Annotated in this window: 15 protein-coding genes; 9 read left to right on the forward strand and 6 right to left on the reverse strand. The window is 45.3% G+C overall.

Annotation, left to right across the window (positions count from 1 at the left end; all coding sequences use genetic code 11):
- Positions 1 to 45 precede the first annotated feature (45 nt).
- Together MKY98_RS09705 and MKY98_RS09710 are read right to left on the reverse strand one after the other, a co-directional pair.
- Positions 46 to 1,215 (reverse strand): glycosyltransferase family 4 protein, encoded by a 1,170-nt coding sequence (locus MKY98_RS09705; protein ID WP_069011362.1) that lies wholly within the window; start codon positions 1,213 to 1,215, stop codon positions 46 to 48.
- Positions 1,216 to 1,308: 93 nt separating this feature from the next.
- Positions 1,309 to 2,631: an MFS transporter gene (locus tag MKY98_RS09710; RefSeq protein ID WP_069011363.1), complete on the reverse strand. Its 1,323-nt coding sequence runs from the start codon at positions 2,629 to 2,631 to the stop codon at positions 1,309 to 1,311.
- Positions 2,632 to 2,818: 187 nt separating this feature from the next.
- On the opposite strand from MKY98_RS09710, the gene MKY98_RS09715 reads away from it, so the two are divergent.
- The 5 genes from MKY98_RS09715 (at position 2,819) to MKY98_RS09735 (ending at position 9,706) form a co-directional block, all read left to right on the forward strand.
- Positions 2,819 to 3,850 (forward strand): FUSC family protein, encoded by a 1,032-nt coding sequence (locus MKY98_RS09715; protein WP_175405266.1) that lies wholly within the window; start codon positions 2,819 to 2,821, stop codon positions 3,848 to 3,850.
- Positions 3,851 to 4,205: 355 nt separating this feature from the next.
- Positions 4,206 to 6,578, forward strand: coding sequence for an RNA polymerase recycling motor HelD (gene helD, locus MKY98_RS09720; protein WP_209018282.1), 2,373 nt, complete (start codon positions 4,206 to 4,208; stop codon positions 6,576 to 6,578).
- Between the two features lie 153 nt (positions 6,579 to 6,731).
- Positions 6,732 to 8,573, forward strand: a complete 1,842-nt coding sequence (locus MKY98_RS09725; RefSeq protein WP_069011364.1) for an adenine deaminase — start codon at positions 6,732 to 6,734, stop codon at positions 8,571 to 8,573.
- A 126-nt stretch (positions 8,574 to 8,699) separates the two neighbouring features.
- Positions 8,700 to 9,281, forward strand: coding sequence for a Crp/Fnr family transcriptional regulator (locus MKY98_RS09730; protein ID WP_069011365.1), 582 nt, complete (start codon positions 8,700 to 8,702; stop codon positions 9,279 to 9,281).
- An 83-nt stretch (positions 9,282 to 9,364) separates the two neighbouring features.
- Positions 9,365 to 9,706: a darcynin family protein gene (locus MKY98_RS09735; protein ID WP_029516775.1), complete on the forward strand. Its 342-nt coding sequence runs from the start codon at positions 9,365 to 9,367 to the stop codon at positions 9,704 to 9,706.
- 141 nt (positions 9,707 to 9,847) lie between these two features.
- Here the strand turns inward: MKY98_RS09735 and MKY98_RS09740 are convergent, their stop codons facing one another.
- Entirely contained in the window at positions 9,848 to 10,696 is an 849-nt protein-coding gene (locus tag MKY98_RS09740; RefSeq protein WP_069011366.1) for a copper amine oxidase N-terminal domain-containing protein, read from the reverse strand.
- 243 nt (positions 10,697 to 10,939) lie between these two features.
- On the opposite strand from MKY98_RS09740, the gene MKY98_RS09745 reads away from it, so the two are divergent.
- Positions 10,940 to 12,214, forward strand: coding sequence for an ABC transporter substrate-binding protein (locus MKY98_RS09745; RefSeq protein WP_341010853.1), 1,275 nt, complete (start codon positions 10,940 to 10,942; stop codon positions 12,212 to 12,214).
- Positions 12,215 to 12,247: 33 nt separating this feature from the next.
- Complete coding sequence (locus MKY98_RS09750) at positions 12,248 to 13,951, forward strand: methyl-accepting chemotaxis protein (protein ID WP_029516778.1); 1,704 nt, start codon at positions 12,248 to 12,250, stop codon at positions 13,949 to 13,951.
- 94 nt (positions 13,952 to 14,045) lie between these two features.
- Here the strand turns inward: MKY98_RS09750 and MKY98_RS09755 are convergent, their stop codons facing one another.
- Positions 14,046 to 15,320 carry an oligosaccharide MFS transporter gene (locus tag MKY98_RS09755; RefSeq protein ID WP_069011367.1) on the reverse strand — a complete coding sequence of 425 codons (1,275 nt, stop codon included), beginning with the start codon at positions 15,318 to 15,320 and terminating at the stop codon, positions 14,046 to 14,048.
- A 517-nt stretch (positions 15,321 to 15,837) separates the two neighbouring features.
- On the opposite strand from MKY98_RS09755, the gene brnQ reads away from it, so the two are divergent.
- Complete coding sequence (gene brnQ / locus MKY98_RS09760) at positions 15,838 to 17,196, forward strand: branched-chain amino acid transport system II carrier protein (RefSeq protein ID WP_069011368.1); 1,359 nt, start codon at positions 15,838 to 15,840, stop codon at positions 17,194 to 17,196.
- A 15-nt stretch (positions 17,197 to 17,211) separates the two neighbouring features.
- On the opposite strand, the gene MKY98_RS09765 is transcribed toward brnQ, so the two are convergent.
- Complete coding sequence (locus tag MKY98_RS09765) at positions 17,212 to 18,132, reverse strand: AraC family transcriptional regulator (RefSeq protein WP_029516781.1); 921 nt, start codon at positions 18,130 to 18,132, stop codon at positions 17,212 to 17,214.
- 180 nt (positions 18,133 to 18,312) lie between these two features.
- Between MKY98_RS09765 and yicI the strand changes: the two genes are divergently transcribed.
- The gene (gene yicI, locus MKY98_RS09770) at positions 18,313 to 20,637 is read left to right on the forward strand and encodes an alpha-xylosidase (protein WP_069011369.1); all 2,325 of its coding nucleotides are present in this window, start codon (positions 18,313 to 18,315) and stop codon (positions 20,635 to 20,637) included.
- 144 nt (positions 20,638 to 20,781) lie between these two features.
- On the opposite strand, the gene MKY98_RS09775 is transcribed toward yicI, so the two are convergent.
- Positions 20,782 to 21,735, reverse strand: a complete 954-nt coding sequence (locus tag MKY98_RS09775; RefSeq protein ID WP_069011370.1) for a serine hydrolase domain-containing protein — start codon at positions 21,733 to 21,735, stop codon at positions 20,782 to 20,784.
- Positions 21,736 to 21,997: the final 262 nt, after the last annotated feature.

Consider the following 21,997-nt stretch of genomic DNA (forward strand, 5'->3'; position numbering starts at 1 on the left):
TTTTCTAACCACCCTTTAGCACCTGTAGCTATGAAGTCCTCAGAGTTACATTCGCGTCATGGGATGGCTGTCAAGATGGAGGGTCGCTGCGTCCATGTAGCTGTCCAGTAGCCGTTCAAAAATACGGTCCCATGTCTGCTCCAGACTGTAGGCTCTACCAGTTCTGGATATAGCATCGCGAAGTGAGGCATCCTTATACAACAGGTGTACAGCTTTGGCAAAGGCAGAGGCGTCCCCAGCAGGACACAATAGCCCCGTTTTTCCATGGATTAGATTATCTTTTACCCCGCCTTCATTGGCACCGACCACAGGTGTACCGCTCGCCATAGCCTCCAGTACTACGTTGCCGAAGGTTTCCGTGGTTGAAGGGAAGAGAAATACGTCGGCTGCGGCGTAGAGTTCAGCTAATTCCGGCCCTTTCACAAAACCAAGCCAGTGGAGTGCATGCTCCGGCACCCCTATATCCGCTGCAGTTTTGACCTTATATAATGGACCATCTCCTGCAATGACCAGCACAGAGGCTGCGCGGACGTCGTCAGGTAACTGGAGGTAGGAATCCAGTAACGTGTCTACCCCCTTTTCTGGTGCAAGCCTGCCCACATACAAAATAACAAATGCATCTGCATGAACGTCCCATTTCTTCCATACTGCATGACGGTCCACCTTTGGTTGAAATCGGTCGGTATCAATGCCTCTGCTCCAGATTTCGAGCTGCCCCATTCCTTTATTGCGCAACAATTCCATGGTTGATTGAGAGGGGACATATACCCTTTCGCAATGTCTATGAAACCAGAGCATGTATTTCCATAACGCAGGTTCAAGCCAGCGAAGCTTGTAATATTCAAGGTATTTATCAAAGTGGGTGTGATATGAGGCAACGAGTGGAATATGGTGTTTGGCTGCGTAGCTTGTTCCATACAGGCCAAGGTTAAACGGAGTAGCGACATGAATCAAATGCGGGGAAAAGGCTGACAGACGCTCGTTGATCTGTTTGGCGTTGGGGATCGCAAGTCTGCATTCCCGGTACAACAAAAAGGGAATACTTCGAAATCGCTCTACACCCGGCCCAGAGGGCAGATGATGGTCTGCCTCCGGTGCGAAGACGAGCGTAGATACTCCATGTGTCTCCAGATAGCCAATCCATCGTTCCAGGGTCAGAGCAGCGCCATTCACGTCAGGCGTATACGTGTCCGTAAATAATGCAACTCGAAGCATGCCTTCATTCCTCCTCCGCCATTCTCATTTATCCTATGACGTTCCAAGGGAGTCCGCTTGGAGGCTCCGGCTTTTATTGTGTCATGATTTTGTTTACGGGCCTGCCGGGTTTTGTAAAAGCTGGTTCGCAGACGGACGCTTTTCTCGAAACATCCTGTAATAGACGAGGGAGGACAAAATATAGAAAACACCTGTCATGCTAAATGTGATGGCATAGCCCCAGTAGTTGCCATAAGTTGTAACCAGATAGGCTTGTACAGGTCCCATACCTGCGGTGCCTAGCATCCAGGTCGTCTGGAGAATGGAGTTGGCAATGCCACGATTTTTATCTGACACACGTTCGACGAGAATGGCGGTTTGCAGCGGATTAGCTGCATTCATGAGCGCTTGCCTGAATAGAAAGCTGATCGAAGCGATCCATAGTACGTTTGTAAAGCCTGTAATGAGAAGGAACGGTAGCGAAAGCAGTTGGAAGCCAACTACAGCTCTGACTAGACCAATTCGGCTGCCGAGGGTAGGTCCGATCAACATGGAGAGGATGGTCATGAGCTGGCCGAGTGCAATCAGTAAACTCATTGCGCTGAGCGATACAGAGAAGCGGTTCGTAAAATACAAATTAAGATACGGGATGACCAGACCTGAACCCAGTCCAAGAAAAAACTGGGCCAGAACAAATTGTCCAATAACCCGGCGATCAGAAGAAGCAGTAGGTGTCTCCGAGGCAGGGATATCGGATGTAATGTACGGCGTCTGTACTTGTTCTGTTTGAGATGAAGATTCGGCAGGAGCTGGTGCTTCTACGGTTGCCGTAGTTTTTGTGATAAACAATAGAGGAATAAAAGCAGTCAATGTTGCCATTCCTCCAAGGAACAGAGCAACCCGCAGACTGGATAGCGGTGTGATTCCCCACGTCTGCAGCCCATCTGCAAGTACGCCACCCCCGAAGCTGCCCAGGACCTGAGCTGCCAATACAAGAGCCGAGTAATAGCTGAATATTTTTAAGCGTTGGGCTTTGCTTATGCTTTCTGCTAAAAAGGGCACAGCTAGTACCTGAATAAAGGCGGCGAATATACCTGAGATTATGGCAAATACCAACATGCTTGCGCTGGTATCTGTAAAGGTACGGGCGAGAAAGGCCAGGCCGCTGAATAATGCACCGATGACCAGCATATTTTTGCGGCTTGTCCGATCCCCCAAAAATCCGACCGGAATGAACAGCAACGCCGTCGCCAGCGCCTGCATGCTGACCACCCGGCCGTTCATATCATCATCAAAGCCAAGCCCTTGGATATACAGGTTATACAGTACGGAAAACATTCCCGTGCCCATCTGATACAGCAGATTGGCCATAAAAAACAATCGGATATTGCGTGGCCACTTTCGGGGCTCTTCTAACATTTTGCTAATCCATGACACGATGAGTTCCTCCTGTGACGTTGTTGCAAATAAGTTAATTCTGTTGATATGTATTCTATCAGGAACTGTACATTTCATAAATATTCCTGATCTTCGCTTGTTTTGGGTAATAATAAAGCATGGACTTTACATTGAATTTTCATTATAGTAATTCGGTATGAATAAATTTGAAAGGTAAGCAGGAGGGATGGCTTTGGCTTTTGGAGCACGGGTGTTGAAAACGGGAATTGCAGTGACGCTCGCCCTTTTTCTGAGCACGCTTTTGAACACCCATTCGCCTGTGGGGGCAGCGATAGCCGCTATTTTTGCCATGCAACCGTCGATATATAGGTCGTGGCGTTATTTCTTGGATCAACTCCAAACAAGCACACTAGGTGCAATCATGGCATTGCTGGGCGGAATGGTATTTTCGAATGAGCCGATTGCAGTCGGACTCGTATGTGTATTGGTACTTATGATATGTCTGAAAATAAATATGGCTGATACGGTTGGATTGACACTCGTGACCGTTGTTTCTGTAATGGAAGCCTCAGGGGACTGGAAATTTGCGGTGACTCGATTTGCGCTCACTTTGATTGGAATTGTGTCTGCTTTTGTCATCAATGTTAGCGTTTTTCCCCCGAAACCGAAAAGGCAGTTTATTAATCAGATTCAAAATGTATTTAACAGCATGTCCTTGCTGCTGCGTACTGCCATTTCCGATGAGATTAAGGAGTCTGTCTTTAAAGAGGAAAAAGGAAATCTAGAGGGAGCCATTAAATCGCTGTCGGACAAATATCATTTGTTCGAGGAAGAGCAGAAGAAGCTCAAGCGCTCCAAGTTTAGTCAAACGAGACAAATGGTAGTATACAAACAAATGCTCGGAAGTTTACACAAAGGATATGAGGTACTGGATGCGGTGGAAAGGCACTACTTCCAGTCTTTACGGCCAAAGGGAACGGATGCTTTTTTTGACAGTCACCTGGAGTTGCTGATTCGTTTTCACGAGCACGCTCTACTGAAATTCGAAAATAAGCTAAAACCGAATGAGGACGAAAGTGAATTGTTCCAGCAGGCGAACGGCGAATTTATGAAGCATGCGATTACACGTTTTGACCATTGTCAGGAAGGAATGCTGCGGCTTTCTATTGTGGCTGCGGCGATGTACGACTATGGTCATCAGCTGGAGAGGTTGAGCAGATTGGCCGATCATATTCATCCTGTGGAAGAGAGCAGATAGGCGAATTTCCTAAAAGAAAAGCGACCGCATTCATCAATCAGATGAACGGTCGCTTTTTTATGTAATGAATTCAAGTATGTCAGAACAGGTTAATAGAAGGTTGCCAGAACGCACAAAAAAAGCCCGCTGGTTGCGAACATGGACTGAACTTGCTACAATAGAGAATGCTCTGTTTTATGGTAAAACCATATGCATAAATTGTGAGTTACACTTCTTTTTACATTATAGCATGCTTCAAAGGATTAGTCAATTTTCCCGGAGCAGGGGGATGCCGCGGGTATGTCCGGGTCCATAATAGAGCATAGTTTGTACGCAAGGGAGCCCTGCGTGAGCAGGAGGAAACGGAACAGGAGCGATGCCAGTGACTACTGAACAGCAATGGAATGAAGAACAACGAAGAGTAGAAGATGTGACCGCAGTAATTAGCGGGCGTATTCGGAAGCTAGAGACAGAGGTTGGTTCTGTGCGCGGAGATGTCGTCGATATGCGTAAAGACTTCTGGGATGAGGTAACGATCAATTTCAGTGAGGCGGATGATGTGGGCGAGACGTCCACCAGTTTGCGTCAGCAGTCTGAGATTTTGTCTGAGCGGGAACGAAGACACAAACATTCCACAGAGGCGTTAGGTCGTTTGAAAAAGTTGCTTGATTCACCGTATTTTGCACGCATTGATTTTGCTGAGGAAGGGCAGACTGCGGAACGTGTTTATCTGGGGATTGCCTCCCTGCTTGATAATCAAGATGAGGAATTTCTGATCTATGACTGGCGCGCGCCTATTTCCAATCTTTATTACGATAACATGCCGGGTCCCGCTTCTTATAAAACTCCGGCAGGGGAGATGGATGGAGAGCTCACGCTTAAGCGTCAATTCTCGATCCGTGATGGACAAATTCGTTTTATGTTCGATACAGGGGTGACGATTGGAGACGAACTTCTTCAAGCCGTATTGAGCCGCAGCTCGGATGCTCAAATGAAAAGTATTGTCGCTACCATTCAAAAGGAGCAGAATCGAATCATCCGTGATGACCGAAGCCGTATGCTTATTGTTCAGGGAGCGGCAGGAAGTGGCAAAACCTCTGCAGCGCTTCAGAGAGTAGCGTATTTGCTGTATAAGTATCGGGATCGCTTGCGAGCGGATCAGGTCGTGTTATTTTCGCCAAACCCGATGTTTAACAGTTATGTTTCGACGGTATTGCCTGAATTGGGTGAGGAAAATATGCTTCAGGCCACGTTTCAGGAATATTTGGAGCGGCGTTTGGGCCGGGAGTTTCAGTTAGAAGATCCCTTTGAACAGCTGGAATATGTGCTTTCAGCGTCGTTACTGCCTGGGTATGAAGCCAGGATGGAAGGTATCCGTTTTAAATCGTCTAAGACGTTCTTACATGTGATTACAGGCTACAAGGCGTATTTGGAGCAGGAGGGCATGCGTTTTAAACCCATCCGCTTTCAGGGACGTGAGGTGGTTTCAGTAGAGCAGATGGCACGCAAGTTTTATGAATTCGACTCTACGGTGCGACTGGCGAATCGATTGGAACTGCTGCGGGATTGGATGCTTAAAGAGCTGGCCCGCTTTGGTAAGGAGGAATGCTCCGCTCCATGGGTGGATCAACAGATGGATCTGATGGAGCCGGAGGATTATCAGCGTGCCTATAACCGTATGCGCCGTAAATCCAAGAATAAGGGCGATACTTTCGATGATTTTGCACGTGAAAGAGAAATATTGGCACGTATGGTGGTCAGTGACCGCTTAAAGCCCTTGCGCAAATGGATTAAGGCGCTTCGCTTCGTAGATACGACCCGGCTCTACAGCGAGCTGTTTATGAACGAGACGCTGTTGAGCCAACTGGCGAATCATGCAGAGCTGCCCGTCAGCTGGGGTGAAATTAGTCGGCAAACCCTGCAACGAATTCAGGCTGGGGAGTTAGCGTATGAGGATGTAACCCCCTTTTTATATTTGCGTGAGCTGATGCTGGGCTTCCGTTCCAATAGCAACATCCGTCACGTGTTTATTGATGAGGCACAGGACTATTCCCCATTCCAACTGGCGTTCTTCAAGCGTTTGTTTCCACAGGCTAAAATGACGGCACTGGGTGATTTTAATCAGGCCATCTATGCCCATGCCTCGGTGCTTCAGGATGCAGAGCCATTGTATGACTTGTATGGTGCAGATCAGACCGAGATGATTTCCCTGACACGCAGCTATCGCTCGACACAGGAGATTGTGGAATTTACCCGGGGGATGGTCGCTGGGGGAGAGCACATTGTACCGTTTAACCGTAAGGGTGAGAAGCCTCTGGTAACCGAGGTGCGTTCACGTGAAAAGTTGCATCAACGGATAGCTGGGAATGTCACTGAATTGTTGGCAGAAGGCTATGAGTCCATCGCGGTGATCTGTAAAAATGCTGACGAAAGCGCGGCAGCCTACGAAGCGCTGGAAGGACAGCTGTCAGTGAAGCCAAAATTAATTAAGAAAACAACCCCCGCTTTTGAAAAGGGGATTCATATCATTCCAGCCTACCTGGCAAAAGGCGTGGAATTCGATGCGGTCCTGATTTATGACGGATCAGCGAAACAATACCAGCGTGAGAGTGAGCGTAAGTTGTTCTACACCGCCTGTACGCGAGCGATGCATTTGCTGCATATTTATAGCATAGGGGAGATTACACCATTCGTGAGTTTACGGGATACGTATACCCGCAATGTGGAAGAAAGTGATCGTGTTCTGTAGAGAGGATATTGGCAATCAGCTGGGGACAAATGCCACAGGAACCTTTGCGATGTTTGAATAGATATAGAGTTGGCTGGCATTATGGAGCGTATTCCAGTAACATAAGCAAATAAGCAAAACAGGTAAGAAGCATAAACGGAGGTTACAAACGTAATGGACATGAAGAGTGTATTTCAACGCCCGCCACTGGCGGAGTGTGTACCCGAGTTAGTAGCTACAGCTAGAGGGGAGCGCAAGGCATCACTGGTGATCCGCGGAGGAACACTGGTCAATGTGGTATCGGGCGAGTTGCTGCCGGGCATGTCTATTGCTGTGCAAGGTTCTCGTATCGCTTACGTCGGTAGGGACGTCAGTCATGCGATTGGTGAAGACACCATAATCATTGAAGCGGATGGCCGCTATATGGCACCGGGGTTACTGGACGGACATTGTCACATCGAAAGCACGCAGCTTACGGTAACTGAGTTTGCTAAGGCTGTACTGCCGCTGGGAGTGACGGGTGGTTTTTTTGACCCGCATGAAATTTCTAATGTACTGGGTCTAAAAGGGCTTCGTCTGATGTTGGACGAAGCCCGTACGACACCGCTGGCAGCTTACATGCAGGTGGCTTCCTGCGTGCCGTCCACAGGCCCGGAGCTGGAAACGACGGGTGCCTCCTTCGGCCCGGTGGAAGTCGCAGAAGCGTTAAGCTGGGGCCCGGATATGATCGGGCTGGGCGAAGTCATGAATTTCCCTGGTGTCGTCTATGGAGACGATGTGATGATCGGGGAAATTCAGGCCACGCTGCGCGCGGGCAAGGTGGCGGATGGCCATTTTACATGGGCCTCCGATGATTGGCGACTGCCGGTCTATGCAGCCGCGGGAATTTCGGGCGACCACGAGTGTGTCACGCCCGAGGATGTAGCTGAGCGTATCCGGCTCGGCATGTATGCCAAGATGCGGCAAGGTTCCGCATGGCATGATGTGGCCGAGACGATCCGCGCCAGCACGGAAATGGGTCTCGACACGCGCCGCATGATGCTGGTAACGGATGACCGCAGCGCAGAATCCTTGCTCCATGAAGGGCAGATGGACTTCGTTGTGCGTCATGCCATTGCACAGGGCGTCAAGCCCGTAACCGCGTTTCAGATGGCTACGCTGAATACGGCAGAGCGCTTCGGCGTGGCACGGGACATCGGCTCGATCATTCCGGGTGCGATTGCCGACATTATTTTGCTTGATGGCCGATTGGCCGAAGTGAATGTGACGGCTACCATCGCAGCGGGCCAGCTGGTGGCCGAGCACGGTCAAATGGTCGCCGATTGGGACGGATTCGTTTATCCTGCGGAAGTAATGGACACGGTCCATCTGGGACGAGAGCTGAGTGCAGCAGATTTCCGCATTGCGGCTCCAGTACAGGAGGGGAACGTACCCGTACGGGTGATTCGTGTTACGGAAAATCACGTGGACACGAAGGAAGTGCGGATGACCGTTCCGGTGCGTGATGGTGAAGTTGCATCAGATCCTGCGCAGGATTTGTGCAAAATCGCCGTTTTCGAGCGACATCATGCCAGTGGCAGTCACGCGGTCGCACTTGTGACAGGTGTCGGCTTCACTGAGCCGGCTGCGATTGCCATGACCGTCGCGCATGATAGTCACAACCTGCTCGTCATTGGTAATGATGACGAGCTCATGACCCAGGCGGCGAAGCAGGCTGTTGGTCTGCGTGGTGGCGTGGTGGTTGTATCCGCCTCGGGTGAGACACGCTTCCCGCTGCCTATTGCCGGGCTGATGTCCCCAGCTCCGTTTGCAGAGGTGGCAGCGCAGTCCGAAAGTATCAGCCGCGCGCTTCAGCAAGCCGGCTGCATGCTGAACAACGCGCTGATGACACTGTCACTGCTCGCACTGGTCGTTATCCCTGAAATCCGTCTGTCGGATCAGGGGCTTGTCGTCATCGGAGCGGATGGCATCCGCAAGGTATCTCTTTTCGTGGAAGAGGATGCTGCGGAAGTCTGATAGAACACGTCGCTGGGGGTTGTCCTGCAGGTCTGTCCAGACCTAAGGGATAACCCCTGTTTTTCATATACGAAGCCATAAAAGTTATCTTCGATTCCTTTATAAAAGTCAAGAAGAGGTGGGCAGATGCATCCCTATTATCGTTCACTAGAAAAAATGGCTCATCATGCCTCGATTATAGAGCAGGATTGGAACCGGTTTGTAGAGCAAACCCGTGTGAAGCATGTTCAGCAGGGAACGGTTCTCATTGAAACGGGTGAGCCTGTGAAACATGCCTATTTTTGTTCAGAGGGATTATTCCGTTTATTTTATACATTAGCAGATGGCAGAGAATATAATGTCGGTTTTTCGCCAGAAGATGATTACGTAACCTCTTATGGGGCTATGATCCAAGAAGAAGCCTCCACTTTTTCGATTGAGGCAATGGAAGATTCGGTTGTCATTGAAATTCCATATCACGTATTGAAGGAGCTTATGGATACAAGCCATATGTGGGAAAGATTCGTGCGCAAGAGTGTAGAGAGACTTTACATTCGAAAAGAGGAGCGGGAACGCGAATTATTGTACCTCTCCGCTAAGGAACGTTATCACGCTTTTCTCCTAAAATACCCCGGATTGGACAAGCGAGTTGCCCAATATCATATAGCTTCTTACATAGGCGTCTCCCCTGTGTCACTTAGTCGTTTGCTGCGTAGTGATCCGCATTAACCTATGTTAATGCGAATTTGTAGACAAGCAGCGTACAATAACGATACATCATTCAAGCTTCACCAAAAAAAGGAGATAGGCATATGCGTTATATGATGATTGTATTATTGGAATTCTACCCTTCCTGGTTGGCTCTTCCTCGGGAGGAACGTCGAAAACATGCGGGGACCTTGCAGGCTACCATTCAAAAGTATAACGAACAGGTTCAGGTTCGGTTTTTTGATGCAGAAGCATTGCCTGGAAAGGACTACACCGATTTCGTCGTATGCGAAACAGAGGATATGAAGCAATATCACTATATGTGGGAAGAAATTCGCGATTCGGAACCGTATACCAAAGGATACATGAAGATTAAAGATGTAGTGATGGGTATGGAAAATGCATTTCAGTCCTATGAGTCAGAAATGTTACAGATGGAAAAATAACCTTCATTCCGCTTTCTATGTAAAATGAAGAGTTCATCTTATATACGGTTAATAAAGGCGAATTCCTGTGCTGCTTATGTTCAGCTGGGAATTTGCCTTTTATCTTTTGGAGACGAAAAAAGTGTAATAAGAAAAACCACATTATACAGTTGTGTTACTTATAATCTTCAGAAAACCGTTCTTCCCAGCGGTAAACATTAACTGATTAATGGATTTTCTTGCGGTATCATTAAACAAATACCACTCATCTTTCGATACGTCATGAACTAAAATCTCTGGATATTCTGTTGAAAGTTCAGATGGAACAGGACTAATTAAAGAATAAATATCAAAACGGACTAAGCTTTTCCCTTTTTTGTCTAAAAAATCATATTGTGCATTTTTATAATAAGACCCAAGTGTGTCAATAGTGAAGCTCCAAGAGTAGTTTGCAGGTGCTTCAACCTTTTCACCTATGTTGTTTGCAAAAATACTATAGATGGTTTCATTAAATGCATTTCCATTAATTTGCTGAACTACGCCGCCCATAAACATATGGTATTCATATTGCAATGCTTTTACTTGTACACCGTCTATGAACAGTGGTTTAGTATCAACAATCACTGCAAGGTTGCTGTAATTGACATTGCAGCCAAACGTCTCTGCAATAAAACGAAGTGGAACATATATGCGATTGTTTTTCGTGTATGGTTTTACATCAAGCAGTATCTTTTCGCCGTTTTTCTCCGCTGTACTTCTATTTATTGCTAATTTCACTTTCATATCGCTTTTAGCGAGAATAACCTCGGAATTGGACCATTCGACGCTAGCCCCCAAACTTTCACTAACAACACGTAGAGGTACCATTAAACGGTTGTTCTTCATTTCGGGCTTCACATCGGATGTAGCAGTCACACCGTCAACTTTGATTTGATTTTCTGCTGCATAAGTAGTGGATGATGAAATAAATAAAAAGATTGCAAGAAAAACCCAGCAGAATGCTTTGTTCATAAATGATTGCCCCTTTTTTGATTAAATTTGTTGTGAAGTAACTTTTCCCCATATTAAGACGCGATTGGATAAAATTTGTTGTGCTATCTTGTCTGTTAACTTAACGTAACAACCTGTTTGTACTATTATTTAACTTCCGATATTTACCAACGAAAAACTTCTAACCTTCGCGAAGGATTATGTCGATAACATTGAATATTGTTCATAAATTTTATGAAAGCAAATCCTTAGGGGGGGAAGTTAATGAGAAAACAGCTAAAAGTTGCGATTTCTCTAGCATGTTTAATTATGTTTATAGGTTGTTCAGCTTCACCATTATCACAGCAGACGACCAAGATTACACTTTTGAATTCTAAATCTGAAATAAAAACCCAGTTAGAGGAAGTAGCAAAACAATACAATCAAGAGCACCCTGAAGTATCTTTAGAGATTATAACCGCTCCTGAGGGGACGTCTGCATATCAAAAGCTGATGTCGATGTATGGCTCAGGGAGTCCAGCTACCATGTCGATGCTTGATCCAGGCGACACGCTGACATTCTTGGATAAAGCTATTGATTTAAGTAAAGAGAAGTGGGTAGCCGATACGATAGAAAATGGACTTGACACCGTCAAGAAAAATGATGCTGTGCTGGGGTTTCCATTTGCAGTAGAAGGCTACGGATTAATTTACAATAAGAAAGTACTGGACAAAGCAACAGGGGGGGCTTTTGATGTTTCCTCGGTAAAAAGTAGAAGTAGCCTGAATTCATTAATGGCTAAAATTCAGAAGTCGGGAGTAGCACCGGACATGCTTTCACCAATGGACTGGTCTCTCGGCTCTCATCTTTTAGCTCTGTCTTATTCTGTTCAACCTGGGGGCTTTCCGGAGTTTGTTAAAGGTATGCAGAATAACTCCATTGATATGTCCCAGAACAATGTAATGTCTGGATGGGTACAAACTTTAGATCTGCTCAAGGATAACAACATTAATAAGCACTTGCCTTTGGACAGTACGTATGAAGATGGAGCCAAAGCTTTGGGAGAGGGCAAGGTAGGGCTTTGGTTTATGGGCAACTGGGCTTGGAATGGAATAAAGAGCAATGATACGGCAAATGAGGAATACGGTTTCTTGCCTCTTCCGCTAAACGATAATACGGATGATCCTAACAATGCTAAGATCACTGTCGGTGTGACAAAGTATATATTCATCGACTCCACAACTACCACACCTCAGCAGCAAGAGGAAGCAAAGAAGTTTTTGAACTGGCTGGTATATGAAAAATCCGGACAAGAACTTTTGGTTAACAAGGCCAATGTTATACCGGCGTTCAAGAATATTGACATGGTGCCTTCAGATCCTTTGAGTAAATCGATCAAGTCATATATGTCGAGCGGAAAGACGCTGCCGTTCATGGCAACCCTTCCACCTGATCATGGGGGCATCACAGGAGCATCTATCCAAAGCTACATCAGTGGAAAGATAGATAAGGCAGAGCTGTTGCGCCAAATACGTATATATTGGAAAGCTCAGCAGTGATGATACGAGACCAGTCACGGGAGGAAGATAAGGGTGTTTAAATTAACGTTAAAGAAAAAGATAATTAGTGCAGCGCTCATACTGGTGATCGTGCTGTCCCTTTCAAGTGTTATAGGCGTTATTAAGATGTCGGAAATGGGGGAGGCTTCTGATAAGGTAAATAACAGGTCTTTACCTGCAGTCATTCTTCTTCAAGGTATGGATAAGCAGATTACAGAAATCGATAGGCTCACCGTTCGAATGATACTCGAAGAGGATGCAGCCGTCCGCAGCACTTATCAAGAAGAACTAACCAAAGCTACAGCGTCAATGGATAAGAGTGTAAATAAATATCAAAGTTTAGCCTCCACGGCAGAGGAAAAAGAACTATTCACCGACTTTTATGGTCAGTGGGCAATGTATCTCCGCCATCTAAAGGTGGTTTCCGCGGCCATGGAAGAAAACGACAAGGTGATGGCCTACATGATCATCCATGGGAATTCTTCTATTTATAAGGCAGCCTTGGACGATGTGAATAAACTGAAGCTGCTTAATGAGCAGTACGCTACTGATGCCGCTAATCAATCGAGTCAATCTTACCATTCAGGTAGACTTTTGATGATTTCTCTGACTATCATATGTACGATCCTTGGAATTATCGGTTCTTTTTTACTGGCTCAATCGTTCACTAAGCCCATATTAAAGATAGCGGAACAGATAAAGCTGGTAACGAGAGGGGACCTGCAAGTGGAACCCCTTAGTATCCGATCCAAAGATGAGGTCGGGGAGCTGGCATCCGATTTTAATGAAATGTGCGATTCACTTCGCAATCTTTTAAAGGAAGTTGTGGATAATTCCTTACTGGTTGCCTCTACGGCTGAACAGTTAACGGCTAGTGCGGAACAGACAAGCATTGCTACCGAGCAGATAGCTATAAGTGCCACTCAGGTTGCGGAGGGATCTCAGACACAGCTTGTAGACATAGCTGAAACGCTGAATTACACGGTAGACGTTTCTAAAAGTGTAGAGAACATAACCAATCGCTTTGTGAATGTGGCAAATCTCACAACCCAAGCACAAGAAAAAGCAAACAACGGAAAAACCCAAATGTCTTCGACTGTTTCTCAAATAAGAGATGTGCATACCAAGGTAACTCAATCCGCTGAAGTAGTAAATATTCTAGGAGAAAAGTCTGCGGAGATCAGACAGATCACAGCTATGATCCGTGATATAGCAGCTCGAACCAATTTGCTTTCACTAAATGCGAGTATAGAAGCTGCGAGGGCGGGAGAGCAGGGAAAAGGGTTTGCGGTTGTTGCTTTTGAAGTACGCAATCTGTCGGCACAAGCAAGTGAAGCAACAGGCAAGATCTCTTCTCTGGTTAACGAAATTGCCTTAAGAACAGATGAAGTTGTGATTTCAATGAATGAAGGTGTTCAATCTCTAAATGAAGGCATGATGCTTGTCGAAGGCGTAGGTAACGTTTTTTCTGAGATTGTAGGTGCCGTTGAAGAAGTGAGCGGTGAGGTGGACACTGCGGCTGTAGAAGCAAGATCCGTAAATGAAGGGACCGTTTCTATGGTGGAATCGATGAAGAAAATTGCTGAAATCTCCGAACGTGCAGCAGATTCTACTCAAACAGTCGCAAGCGTAGTCGAGGAAACTACTGCATCCATGCAGGAAGTGTCTGCGGGTGCTAACATGCTTGCCAAGAGGGCGGAAGAGATGAATCAGACGGTGTCGGTATTCAAGATTTAAAATAAGCTTCAAATCAACTGGAGTTAAGAGCGGCAGCCTTGGACGAGAAAAAAGTCCTAGACTGCCGCTGTTTTGTTAAGCTTAAACCATTAGATTACGAATGAACTGCTTCAGCTTTTTTGGTTGCTCTTTTCAGATCCTGTTTACGGCGTTCTTCCAGATACCGCTCTCCATTCTTCTTGTCTGCTGTCAGTGTAAAACAGGATAGGATGGTGAATAGACCTGCAATGGAACCCAGAATTACATAAGTAATCGGGAAATTTAATACTTCATACATATGCCCGACAATGGGTGAGAAAATGGAAACCACCAGGGAGCCCATAAACAAATACAGCAGGTACATGGTGGAGGACAAGCGCTGGTCAAAGTTAACGGTAATGTACTTGAAGATGGCTACCAGAATAAGTGGTTTCTCCAGGGAGTGAATCATCTTCATCGCAGCCACCCATATAGAACCGAATGGCAGCGAAGAGCCGATAATACGCAAAGACATAATCGACCCGGCAATAATTAATGCCCATTTGGCGGTCGTTTTGTTCACAAACCAAGGGGTAACGAAAAGGAACACAAATTCCAGAAAAACCTGCACAGCGCTCAAATCGCCAAGGAATTGATTTCCTTCCGCTTTGGAACTGAACTGCGATACGAAGTATGTGGCAAACTGTTGGTCATATACCTCATAAATTTGGGTCACGCCAACCATGAATAGCATAAGAAACCAGAACTTTGTGGTACGTACGAGATGCAGCACATCAATGAGCTTCAACGATTCTGTTTTCTGCTGCTCCTGTCCAGAAATTTCGACTTTGGTCAGGAAGATGCAGATCATGGCAACAATGGCAGATACGGAGGCAATCCAGAAGGTCAGATTTACATTGATATTGATGACCCGTCCCGCAACAAAAGTAGCCGCCGCCCACCCGAGTGAACCCCACATACGAACCCGTCCGTATTCAAAGCCATATTTACGCGAAACTTTGTCCATATACGAATCGACGACACCGTTACCTGCATTAAATACCAGGCCGATAAATAGCGCACCAACAATGGCACCAATGACGAACTGCGTTTGAAGCAATGGACCGTATACATAGATAAAAAAGGGCCCGACGAGCAAAAGGATTGTAAAGAGTATGTACAGCAGGTGTTTTCTCAAGCCCAGCTTGTCAGATAAGTAACCGAACAAAGGCTGCATGATCAAGGCGACGATTGAATTAGCCGCGTATAAAAATCCCGTGTAGGTTTCTGAAATTTCCAGGCTTTGTCCCAGCCAAATGACAAAAAAAGACATGGCGGCAGACCATGTAAATAGATAAGCGAAGTTAAAAATACTCAGAGACCAATAGTTGCGTTTTGCCAAATTCGTCATGTTTAAGCACCCCTTCAATTGTAGCCGCTCAAATTGTATTCAACGTTAATATGCATTGTTGTACTATTAATTGTAAGGATTATTCGCTTGCTTCCATAGGGCATTTTCCCAAGATTTCCTGTGCTTATTACAATCAGTTGATGATTCGATTAAACCGCAGATTATGTAGTAATTTAAAACTTTTACGAGACCTACCGGGTGTGTGTAACTACATCTATGTCTTGTAAGAAATAAGTCCTACGTGTAAAATTCTCTTATAGTTCATTAAGCTCACTAAGTAGGAGGAGAAATATAGGGTAGCCTCATAAGTGCAAAAGCAAGGGGATGAAATGATTCATTTTTGCAAGTACAAAGTTACTTGAAACGATGATCGTATATAGAGTAACATACTCTAGGCAATCAGATGCCGTTCTTTGAATGCAACAATTGGCTACGTTCCTATTAACATACAGTATACAAAATTAAAAGAAAACGAATAAAAACAAAATGTTGTGAGTTCGTGGTTGGAGGATTTATTATGTCTAAAAGTGTTTCTACGTCCTTTATTATCATTATAGGATCAATGCTATTTGCCTTATTTTTTGGTGCAGGGAATCTAATCTTTCCACCTATGCTTGGGCAAATGGCCGGAAAGAATGTATGGATAGCCAATGCGGGTTTCTTGGTTACCGGTGTCGGCTTACCATTACTAGCCGTCACAGCCTTTGTTTTTTCGGGCAAAAGCAATTTGCAAACTTTAGCGAGTCGTGTACATCCAGTATTCGGTCTTGTCTTTACAACAATCCTTTATCTAGCCATCGGGCCTTTGTATGCAATTCCTAGAACCGGTAGTGTGTCATTTGAAATTGGAGTAAAGCCTTTTTTTTCAGACAATGCAGATCATCCTGTCGCACTTTTTGTATTTACTATCCTTTTTTTTGCAGTTGCATGTTTGTTGTCACTTAATCCTACAAAAATTATTGATGTCATCGGAAAGTTCCTAACACCCATTAAATTGACATTCATTGGATTACTTGTGATTGTAGCTATTATTCACCCAATAGGAAAATTCCAAGAACCTGCGGAGGGTTATACATCCAATGTCTTTTTTAAAGGCTTTCAAGAGGGTTATTTAACATTGGACGCTCTTGTAGCCTTTATTTTTGGAATTATCATTGTGAATGCGATTAAGGATAGAGGGGTTAATACAAAAAAAGAGCTGATGATCATTTGTGGCAAAGCGATAGCAATTGCGGTTATACTCTTAGCTTTTATCTATACGTCTCTTTCATACATGGGAGCTTCTAGTGTTGAAAAACTGGGCATTTTAGGAAATGGTGCTGAGGTGTTAGCTAAGGTTTCCTCCTATTATTTTGGATCTTATGGATCTATTCTATTAGGCTTAATGATTACAGTAGCGTGTTTAACGACAAGTGTGGGGCTTATCACTTCCTGCTCTTCCTTTTTTCATGGATTATTTCCAAAAGTCTCTTACAAAAGAGTCGCTCTCATGTTATCTATATTTAGTATCCTTGTAGCCAACATAGGTTTAACACAGCTCATTAAGGTTTCAACGCCAGTATTAATGGCAATATATCCTATTGCTATTTCTCTAATATTTTTAACTTTTTTACATCCCGTATTTAAAGGAAAGTCAGAAGTATATCAAGGCAGTTTGATATTAACCTTTATCATTAGTTTATTTGATGGCTTGAATGCTGCTGGAATAAAAATTAATGTAATTAATGATTTTTTCACCCATTTTCTCCCATTATATAATGTAGGGTTAGGGTGGTTAATTCCCTCTGTTTTAGGAGGTGTAGCTGGCTATATATTTACTAAATTAAGAGGAAGAAAAATAATTTTAGTACTTATGAAGCCCAAAAAAAACAAATAATTTATCCTATGCATATCAGTCTGTTATATAAGGGACAGCAAGCGCCTGATCTGCTTCGTGCTGCTTACGGTACTGCGAAGGGGTCAGGCCTTTCCATTTTTTAAAGGTCGCAATAAAGTAGCTTAGATTGTCAAATCCAACATCCAGCGCAATATCAACCACTTTTCGATCACTTTGCTCCAACAACCTGCAAGCCTTTTGAATCCGATGATAGTTGATATATTCTACCGGGCTTTTCTGAACCATCTGCTTAAAAAAACGGCAGAAATGTCCCTCGCTCATTCCAATCTCATCTGCGATTTCCCGTAAACGTATAGGCTCATGAGCATGACTGTTGATATACGCCAACGCTTTTTTGATCCGTTCAACTTTGTTGCGCTGACCCGCCATAATCACATCCTCTCCGTTAGCGGGAGTCATGTGTGGGTACAGGCAGGCGATCATGCTATAGAGCTGTGCCTTGGTCGCCAGTTCACGGGCAGGCGCATTCTTTTCATGGCTGGTGATAATGTATCGCAATGCAGCCAGCACCTCTTGCTCCCAGAGCTGCACGCCGCGAATGTGGGGGGGAGGGACAAGCTTTTTACTGATAAATGGGTCAATAAACTGCGTCTGCACCGTATCCTGCGTGCGGCTGTGCAGTATGTCGGGGTGAAACACCACCGCAGAAAATACACAGCGAGGACTTTTTTGTAAATAACCGGCGTGAAGCTCGCCACTGTTTACAAAAAGGGCTTCACCTTCGCTAACCTCCGTATAGACCATATCCGTCTGAAATACAGCGGTCCCTTGTTCCACTACGATAAACTCCATTTCCTCATGCCAATGGGACTCCAATATACTATTTCCGTTCAATTGCTCTACGCTCGGATATACGCTGACTGGATACATGGGATTGCCGTGAATGCGGTTTTCTCGTAACATTTCCCTTTGCATTTCAATGATTCCTTTCGGCAAACTGATTTATATAGAAAACATCAAAATATTGATACAATACGTCAAAATAAAAGAAGTAAACCCTTACATAAATCAATATTATTATAGTGAGGATTTCGAAAAAATCCAACAAGCGATTTGGAATCAAGAATATAAAGATTGAGACGGAGGAAGGAACAGATGAAATTTACAGATGGCTATTGGTTGGTTCGCAAGGGCTATGAAATACAAAATCCTGCTGAAATCCGTGATATCGTGACGGACGATGCTTCCATGACGGTATATGCAGCAACCCACCGGATCGAGCATAAAGGAGATACACTGAACGGAGCGTTGCTGAAAGCGACCTACAGCTCGCCTATGCCGAATGTCATTCGGGTACGTCTAAACCACCATAAGGGACGGGTGCATCAGGGACCGGATTTTGAAATTCACACCTTGCCAACAGAGGTAGGCATTACGGTGGATGAGGACGCAGCGGTACTGAAAAGCGGCGATCTGAGTGTGCGAGTCGGTCGTGGAAAGAGCTGGGACGTAGGCTTTTATGTCGAGGATCGCAGAGTCACAGGTAGCGGACATCGGGGACCAGGCTATATTACAGACCCGCAGGATCAGCCTTTTTTTCGGGAACAGCTGGAGCTGGGCATCGGTGAGTACGTATACGGACTCGGAGAGCGTTTCACTCCGTTCGTAAAAAATGGCCAAGTGGTCGATATCTGGAATGAAGATGGCGGGACCAGCAGTGAGCAGGCCTATAAAAACATTCCATTTTATCTATCTAATAAAGGGTATGGTGTGTTCGTCAACCATCCGGAAAAGGTATCCTATGAGATTGCATCGGAAAATGTATCAAAGGTTCAGTTTAGCGTCTCCGGCGAATCGTTAGAGTATTTTATTATTGGAGGAGCTAACCCTAAAGAGGTACTGGACAATTACACCAAGCTGACGGGTAAGCCTGCATTACCACCAGCCTGGACTTTTGGTTTGTGGCTGACCACTTCGTTCACAACAGATTACGATGAAGCCACAGTGAATCATTTTGTGGACGGGATGGCTGAGCGAGATCTGCCACTCTCGGTATTCCATTTTGACTGCTTCTGGATGAAGGAATACCAATGGTGCGATTTCCAGTGGGATCAAGACATGTTCCCAGACCCGGAAGGCATGCTGCAAAGATTGAAGGCAAAGGGGCTCAAAATTTGTGCATGGATCAATCCGTATATTGCTGAGAAATCCATTTTGTTTGATGAAGGCATGGAGAATGGTTATCTGGTCAAAACCGCCGATGGTGGCGTGTGGCAATGGGATATGTGGCAGGCGGGGATGGGGCTGGTTGACTTCACGAATCCGGCTGCAGTCGCCTGGTACCAGGATAAGCTGAAGGTGTTAGTAGATCAGGGGGTAGATTGCTTCAAAACTGATTTTGGCGAGCGCATCCCTACCCATGTGGTATATCATGACGGATCTGATCCGATGAAAATGCATAACTATTATACGCATTTGTACAACAAGGCTGTATTTGATGTGCTGGAGGAAAAGCTGGGTAAAAATGAAGCCGCGTTATTTGCACGTTCCGCTACAGCCGGGGGGCAACAGTTCCCGGTTCACTGGGGAGGAGACTGCTCGTCGACGTATGAGTCGATGGCGGAATCCTTACGAGGCGGTTTGTCGCTTGGTTTGAGCGGCTTCGGCTTCTGGAGCCATGATATTAGCGGCTTTGAGTTAACGGCTGCGCCGGACGTATACAAACGGTGGGTACAATTTGGACTTCTGTCCTCCCATAGCCGTCTGCACGGAAACGAATCCTATCGCGTGCCTTGGCTATTTGACGAAGAATCAGTGGATGTGGTGCGTAGCTTTACAAAACTCAAATGCTCGCTAATGCCATACCTGTATCCTTCTGCTGTGGAATCCTCGGTAAAGGGACTGCCGATGATGCGGGCTATGGTATTGGAATTCCCGCAGGACCCAACCTGTGCAACACTGGATCTGCAATACATGCTGGGGGATTCCATTTTGGTAGCCCCAATCTTTAATAAAGAAGGCAATGTACAGTATTATGTACCAGAAGGTCAGTGGACAAATTTACTTACGAATGAGAGAGTGTCAGGTGGTCGTTGGGTCAACGAGCATCATGATTTTACAACTTTGCCTGTGCTCGTGAAGCCGAACACACTGTTGGCAATCGGTCATGAGGACAGTCGTCCGGATTATGATTATGCTGATCAAGTGGCGCTTCATTTGTTTGAGCTTGGTGAGGGGCAACAGGCTCGAACGGTTATCGTGAATACGTCAGGTGAAGAAGAGTTAACGGTTATTGCCAGCCGCAAGGATTCTGTCATTACAGTGAAGGCAGAAGGTGCTGTTAAACCATGGTCGATCGTCCTGCGCGGTATCCACGAGGTTGTTCAAGTGGAGCAAGGCAGCAGCCAGTCGGGAGAACAGGGTGTAATTATTACACCAGCTTCCAGTGGACAGCAAGAGCTTACGATTCACTTGGGCTAGGTAAGGCGCTAGAAAGTGGATGAAGTATGTCACAATGTAGCGATTATATGTAAAGAAAGGGCTTGCTTGATCCAACAGGCAAGCCCTTTTTGATGCAGATTTTTGATAGAATCAGTTGCAACTTTTAGCATTGGTTATCTACTCCTATCCATTCTGCTGGAGTAGTAGCGGTACAATATACTGCCGGAAAATATCCACAGGAGTCCGTTTCTTTTTGAATTTATCGGCGGTAACGACAACAACCATGTCATACGACGGGACGACAACAATATATTGCCCACCAAAGCCGAGAGCGTAAAAATAGTCCGTTTCACTTCCTGTATCTGTTCCATCTGAAAAGGAAGAAGTCCACCAGTGCCATCCGTAAAATGCTTTTTGTGGTTTGGCAGCAGGGAGAAACGGACGGGTTGAATATCGAACCGTCTCTGCTTGGATGATCTGCCGTCCTTCCCAGCCTCCTTCATTCAGGTAAAGCTGCCCGAATTTGAGCATGTCCATTGGCCTGAGATGCAGTCCGAAGCCTCCCGTATGAGTGCCCTGAGGATCGGTTTCCCAATGGTAGCTTTCGATACCGAGCGGTTGGAATAATTGCTGTTCGGCAAATTCAGCAACTGTTTGTCCAGAAACATGACGTAGTATGGTGGCCAAAAGTTGAGAACAGCCAGAACTGTACTCCATTCGCGTGCCTGGCACATCCGATAATGGCTGTGAAAGTACAAATTGCACCCAGTCTGACGTTTTGCTCATGGTAGGAAAAGAGTTTTGTCCGCCAAACTCCGTCCAGTTAAAGCCTGCGGACATCGTCAGCAGATGTTCAATCGTAATATCATGTTTTCGAGAATCACTATCTGTGGCCAACTGGGGAAAGAATTCGAGGATCGGCGTCTCCGGTTTCGGTCCCTGTTGCTGGTTCATAGCGATACTAACTAATGCAGAAATCACGCTTTTGGTGCAGGAATTTATTTTATAGAGTTCGTTAGCAATTTGAGGTTCACGATAGTAATTCAAGATCATGTTACCCTGCTGCTCAATAAGGCAGCTGCGGGTTTCCAACTCGTTAAGCACGTGAATAAGCGGTTTGAGCTCCAGACTGTTCATGCAGATCCTCCTTGAGGCTTATGCTATACCAATACATAGTATATCATTTAAATAGTCTGAAATTCGAAGAGTACAAACTGAAAACAGTTCATTTACCTAATTTTGAATTTTTTTGTTTTTTGATATTAAAAAAGATATATATGTTCACTGAATAGACATAAATATATTTAAAAATCTATACACTATTTTCTATTTCATTCAAAAAAACAATCGAATAAAACGATATATAGTAAGTTGGACATTTTATTCAGAAATAACTGGG

It is taken from the genome of Paenibacillus sp. FSL M8-0228 (assembly GCF_038007385.1).
Classification (GTDB): Bacteria; Bacillota; Bacilli; order Paenibacillales; family Paenibacillaceae; genus Paenibacillus; species Paenibacillus polymyxa_D.

Excerpts from the sequence above, each read along its gene's own strand:
- helD (WP_209018282.1), top strand. The coding sequence starts at position 4,206 with ATGCCAGTGACTACTGAACAGCAATGGAATGAAGAACAACGAAGAGTA.
- MKY98_RS09705 (WP_069011362.1), bottom strand. The coding sequence starts at position 1,215 with ATGCTTCGAGTTGCATTATTTACGGACACGTATACGCCTGACGTGAAT.
- MKY98_RS09755 (WP_069011367.1), bottom strand. The coding sequence starts at position 15,320 with ATGACGAATTTGGCAAAACGCAACTATTGGTCTCTGAGTATTTTTAAC.
- MKY98_RS09725 (WP_069011364.1), top strand. The coding sequence starts at position 6,732 with ATGGACATGAAGAGTGTATTTCAACGCCCGCCACTGGCGGAGTGTGTA.
- MKY98_RS09765 (WP_029516781.1), bottom strand. The coding sequence starts at position 18,132 with ATGCAAAGGGAAATGTTACGAGAAAACCGCATTCACGGCAATCCCATG.
- MKY98_RS09730 (WP_069011365.1), top strand. The coding sequence starts at position 8,700 with ATGCATCCCTATTATCGTTCACTAGAAAAAATGGCTCATCATGCCTCG.
- brnQ (WP_069011368.1), top strand. The coding sequence starts at position 15,838 with ATGTCTAAAAGTGTTTCTACGTCCTTTATTATCATTATAGGATCAATG.
- MKY98_RS09735 (WP_029516775.1), top strand. The coding sequence starts at position 9,365 with ATGCGTTATATGATGATTGTATTATTGGAATTCTACCCTTCCTGGTTG.
- MKY98_RS09715 (WP_175405266.1), top strand. The coding sequence starts at position 2,819 with ATGGCTTTGGCTTTTGGAGCACGGGTGTTGAAAACGGGAATTGCAGTG.
- MKY98_RS09775 (WP_069011370.1), bottom strand. The coding sequence starts at position 21,735 with ATGAACAGTCTGGAGCTCAAACCGCTTATTCACGTGCTTAACGAGTTG.
- MKY98_RS09740 (WP_069011366.1), bottom strand. The coding sequence starts at position 10,696 with ATGAACAAAGCATTCTGCTGGGTTTTTCTTGCAATCTTTTTATTTATT.
- MKY98_RS09745 (WP_341010853.1), top strand. The coding sequence starts at position 10,940 with ATGAGAAAACAGCTAAAAGTTGCGATTTCTCTAGCATGTTTAATTATG.
- yicI (WP_069011369.1), top strand. The coding sequence starts at position 18,313 with ATGAAATTTACAGATGGCTATTGGTTGGTTCGCAAGGGCTATGAAATA.